Below are 5,192 nucleotides of genomic sequence, written 5' to 3'. Positions count from 1 at the left end.
TTGTCGAACCAGTACGAACCCGCCAGCTGCTCCGGCGACTCGACCGCTTCGCCGGTCACCGTCGAGTACATCGCCACCCGGCCCGCCAACGGCCGCACGGAGGAGGACAGTTCGACGACCTCATCGCGGACCGCGTCCATGTACGCCGAGTGCGAGGCGTAGTCGACCGGAATCCAGCGGGCCCGGACGCCCTCACGCTCACACCGCTCGACCACGGCCGTCAGCGCCTCGACATCCCCGGACAGCACCACACTCGACGGCCCGTTCACCGCCGCCAGCGACAACCGCTCATCCTCCGCCACGAGTTCGGCCGCCCGCTCCGCGCCCAGACCGACGGACAGCATCCCGCCACCCGTCACCCCACGCAGCGCCTGCGAACGCAGCACCACCACCCGGACCGCGTCCTCCAGAGACAGCAGCCCCGCCACATGCGCGGCGGCGATCTCACCCTGCGAATGGCCGATCACGGCCGCCGGCCGAACCCCGCACGACTCCCACCACCGCGCCAGGCCCACCATCACCGCGAACAGCACGGGCTGCACCACGTCGACCCGCTCCAGCAGCGCACCCGAACCGTCGCGCAGCACCTCCAGCAGCGACCAGTCGGTCAGCGGATCCATCACCCCCGCGCACTCTGCGATCGCAGCGGCGAACACCGGTGAGGCGTCGAGGAGTTCGGCGGCCATCCCCGCCCACTGCGAGCCCTGGCCCGGGAACACGAACACCGCGCCCGAACCCGACACCGCAGCCGACTCACCCCCGGCGATCTCACTCAGCCGGTCCACCAGCTCGGCCATCGTCCGTCCGGCGGCGACCGCCCGGTGCTCGAACACCGCCCGGCCCGTCACCAGCGACCGGCCGACGTCCACCGGATCGGCCCCGGGATGCGCCACCGCCCACTCCCGCAACCGCTCCACCTGCTCCCGCAGCGCCGCACCCGACCGAGCCGACACCACCCACGGCACCACCCCGCCGATCGGCTCGACCGCCGCCGGAACCTCCGCCTCCGACGCCTCCTCCAGCACCACATGCGCATTGGTGCCGCTGATCCCGAACGAGGACACCCCGGCCCGGCGCGGCCGACCGGTCTCCGGCCACTCCGCCGCCTCCGTCAGCAGCTCGACCGCGCCCTCCGACCAGTCCACGTGCGACGAGGGCGCGTCCACGTGCAGCGTCCTCGGCAGCAGGCCGTGGCGCAGCGCCAGCACCATCTTGATCACACCCGCCACACCCGCCGCCGCCTGGGCATGGCCGATGTTCGACTTCACCGAACCGAGCCGAAGCGGCCGCTCCTCGGGACGGCCCTGCCCGTACGTCGCCAGCAGCGCCTGCGCCTCGATCGGGTCGCCCAGCGGGGTACCCGTCCCGTGCGCCTCCACCACGTCGACGTCCGCCGTGGTCAGGCCCGCGTTGGCGAGCGCCTGCCGGATCACGCGCTGCTGGGCGGGCCCGTTGGGTGCGGACAGCCCGTTGGACGCGCCGTCCTGGTTCACCGCGCTGCCCCGCACCACCGCCAGCACCCGGTGCCCGTGGCGGCGCGCGTCCGAGAGGCGCTCCAGCAGGACCAGGCCGACGCCCTCGCCGGCGCCCATGCCGTCGGCCGCCGCCGAGAACGCCTTGCAGCGGCCGTCCGAGGACAGTCCGCGCTGCCGCGAGAACTCGACGAAGAACTCGGGCGTCGACATGACCGTCACTCCGCCCGCGAGCGCGAGGTCGCACTCCCCCGAGCGCAGCGCGCCCGCCGCCAGGTGCAGCGCGACCAGCGACGACGAGCACGCGGTGTCGATGCTCACCGCCGGGCCCTCCAGCCCCAGCGAGTAGGCGACCCGGCCGGAGGCGATGCTGCTCGCGCTGCCGTAGCCGACGTAGCCCTCGACCTCCTCCGGGACGCGGTCGAGGCGCGAGCCGTAGTCGTTGTCGATGACGCCGGCGAAGATCCCGGTCCGGCTGCCGCGCAGCGAGCCGGGGTCGATGCCGGCCCGTTCCACCGCCTCCCAGGAGGCCTCCAGCAGCAGGCGCTGCTGCGGGTCCATCGCCAGCGCCTCGCGCGGCGAGATCCCGAAGAACTCGGCGTCGAACTCCGCCACACCCGACAGGAATCCACCGCGGCGGACGTAGCTCTTCCCGGACGCCTCCGGGTCGGGGTCGAAGAGCCCGGCCACGTCCCAGCCACGATCGCCCGGGAAGTCCCCGATCGCGTCGCCGCCTGCGGCGACCAGCTCCCAGAGGTCCTCGGGCGAGGCGACACCGCCCGGGAAGCGGCAGCCCATGCCGACGATCACGACCGGATCACCGTCGGTGCCCGCGCCGGCGGCCGAGGTGGGCGCGGGGACCGCCGCCGACTCGTCCGGTCCGGCGGCGCCGGTCAGCCGTTCCAGCAGGTGGCCGGCGAGCCGGGCCGGGGTCGGGTGGTCGAAGACCAGGGTGGACGGCAGCCGCAGACCCGTGGCGCCGTTCAGACGGTTGCGCAGCTCGACACCGGTCAGCGAGTCGAAGCCGAGCTCCTTGAAGGCCCGGGTCGCGTGCACCGCTTCGGCCGACCGGTGGCCCAGCGCGCCCGCGGCCTCGGTCCGGACGATCTCCAGCAGCGCCCGCTCGCGGTCGGCGGCCGCCATGGCGGCGATCCGGGCGGCCAGCGGGGCCGCACCGGGCTGCCGGTCGCGGCGGCGGGCCGCCGCGCCCAGCAGGTCGCCGAACAGCGCGGGTGCGTCCGCCGCACGGGCGCGGACGGCCCGGAGGTCCAGGTGCGCGGGCACGAGGGTCGCGCCGGGTTCGGCGAGCGCGAGGTCGAACAGGCTCAGCGCCTCCTCGGCCGGCATCGCGACCGCGCCGGTCCGCGCCCACCGGGCGAGGTCGGCCTCGCTCAGCCGCCCGCCCATGCCCTGGGTGCCGGCCCACAGGCCCCAGGCGAGGGAGATCGCCGGCAGGCCGAGCGCCCGCCGGTGCTGCGCCAGGCCGTCCAGGAAGGCGTTGGCGGCCGCGTAGTTGCCCTGGCCCGGGCCGCCGAAGGTGGTCGCACCGGAGGAGAAGAGCACGAAGGCGGCGAGCTTGGCGTCCCGGGTGAGTTCGTGCAGGTGATACGCCCCGTCGGCCTTCGGGCGCAGCGAGCGGTCCAGGTGACCGGCCGTCAGGGTCTCCACCAGTCCGTCGTCGACGATGCCCGCGGTGTGGACCACGCCGGTCAGCGGGTGCTCGTCGGGCACCCGGGCCAGCGCGGCGGCCAGGGCGTCGCGGTCGGCGAGGTCACAGGCCAGCAGGGTGGCCTCGGCGCCCAGCCCGGCGAGGTCGGCGAGGAGTGCGGCGGCGTCCGGCGCGGCGGTGCCACGGCGGGACAGCAGCAGCAGCCGGCGTACGCCGTGGCCGGTCACCAGGTGCCGTGCGACGAGCGCGCCCAGGCCGCCGGTGGCGCCGGTGACCAGGACGGTGCCCTCCGGGTCGAGCCCGCCGTCGGCGGCCGGCGGCGGGGTCGCGCGGACCAGCCGCGGCACGAGCAACGTCCCCTCACGGAGGGCCAGTTGCGGCTCCGGGGCGGCCAGTGCAAGCGGCCACCGGGCGAGCGAGGCCTCGTCGCCGTCGAGGTCGAGCAGGGTGAAGCGGCCGGGGTGCTCCGACTGCGCCGAGCGCACCAGGCCCCAGACGGCGGCGGCCGCGACATCGGCGACCGGCTCGTCCGCACGGGCGGCGAGCGCACCCGTCGTCACGACGACCAGGCGGGCACCGTCGAAGCGGTCCCGCGCCAACCAGTCCTGGAGCAGGCCGAGCACCGAGCCCAGCAGCCTGCGGGTCCGGGCGGGGACGTCCTCCCCGGCCTCGGGCGCCACCGGGACGTGCAGCACGACCGTGGCGGGCACGGCCTCGTCGGCCGCGACGACCGCGGCGAGGTCCTCGAACCGGGCGGCCGGGCGGTGTTCCCCGGCCAGGCGGGCGGCCGACCCGGGCGCGTCCGCGCCTCCGACCGGGCCGAGCAGGGCCCACGGCGGCACCGTCCCGGAGTCGGGCTCGGCCGCCCGCCACTCCACCCGGAACAGCGCGTCGCGGTGCGACGGACCGGCCGGGCGCAGCTGCTCCGCCGTGACGGGGCGAACGGTGAGCGCCGCCACCGACGCGACGCCCGCCCCCGCGTCGTCCGCCAGGTCCAGCGACACCGCGTCCGCCCCGGTGGGCGACAGCCGGACGCGCAGGCGGGAGGCGCCCGCGGCGGGCCTCGGCCCGGCGGCCGACCGGACGCCGCGCCAGGCGAAGGCCACCCGCGCCCCGGCCGCCGGGCCGGCGGGCCCGTCCGGCCCGGCCTGCTCGCGGGCCGCCGCCAGCGCGTGGAGGGCGGCGTCCAGCAGGGCGGGGTGCAGCGCGAAGCGGTCGGTCTCCGCGTCGGCCTCCACGGGGAGTTCGACCTCGGCGAAGATCTCGTCGCCGCGCCGCCAGGCGGCCCGCAGACCCTGGAACACCGGGCCGTAGTCGAAGCCGGCGGCGCCCAGCCGCTCGTACGCGCCCTCGGTCGCGACGGGTGCGGCCCCCGGCGGCGGCCAGGCCGTGAGGTCCGGTGCGACGGCGTCGGCCCCCTCGGCGGGGACGACCAGCAGGCCGGTGGCGTGCCGGGTCCAGGGCTGGTCGGCGGGTGCGTGCTCGGGCCGGGAGTGGATGCCGACCGCCCGGGCGCCGGACCCGTCCGGCGCGCCGACGGAGACCTGGAGCTGGACGCCGCCCGTCTCGGGCAGCACCAGCGGTGCGGGTAGCGTGAGTTCCTCGATCTCGCCGTGACCGACCCGGTCTCCGGCCCACAGGGCGAGTTCCACGAACAGCGTGCCGGGGACGATGACCGTGCCGAGCACGGCGTGGTCGGCGAGCCACGGGTGGGTGGCGGTGGAGAGCCGTCCGGTCAGGACCGTCCCGGAGCCGTCGGCCAGTTCGACGGCGGCGCCCAGCACCGGGTGGTCGACGGCGAGTTGGCCGCGACCGGCCCCCGAGGATCCCGCGTCGGCAGCCGTCACCCAGTAGCGCTCGCGCTGGAACGGGTAGGTCGGCAGGTCGGCCTGGGGACCGGCGGGGAGCAGGGTGGTCCAGTCGACGGGCAGACCCGCGACGAAGGCGGCCGACAAGGCCGTCACCAGACGCGCGGGACCACCCTCGTTGCGGCGCAGGGTCTCCAGGACCACGGCGCCCGGGACCTCTTCGAGCTGATCCGCGACCGGGAC

1 protein-coding gene is annotated in these 5,192 nt (G+C 76.5%); it reads right to left on the bottom strand.

The features are described 5' to 3' along the window. The coding region (locus ABT093_RS40345) for a type I polyketide synthase (RefSeq protein WP_350572495.1) at positions 1-5,192 on the bottom strand (5,192 nt) is incomplete at both ends.

Origin of the sequence: Kitasatospora sp. NPDC002551 (genome assembly GCF_040296005.1) — a bacterium.
GTDB lineage: Bacteria > Actinomycetota > Actinomycetes > Streptomycetales > Streptomycetaceae > Kitasatospora.
This window is presented reverse-complemented; position numbering and strand designations above follow the sequence as displayed.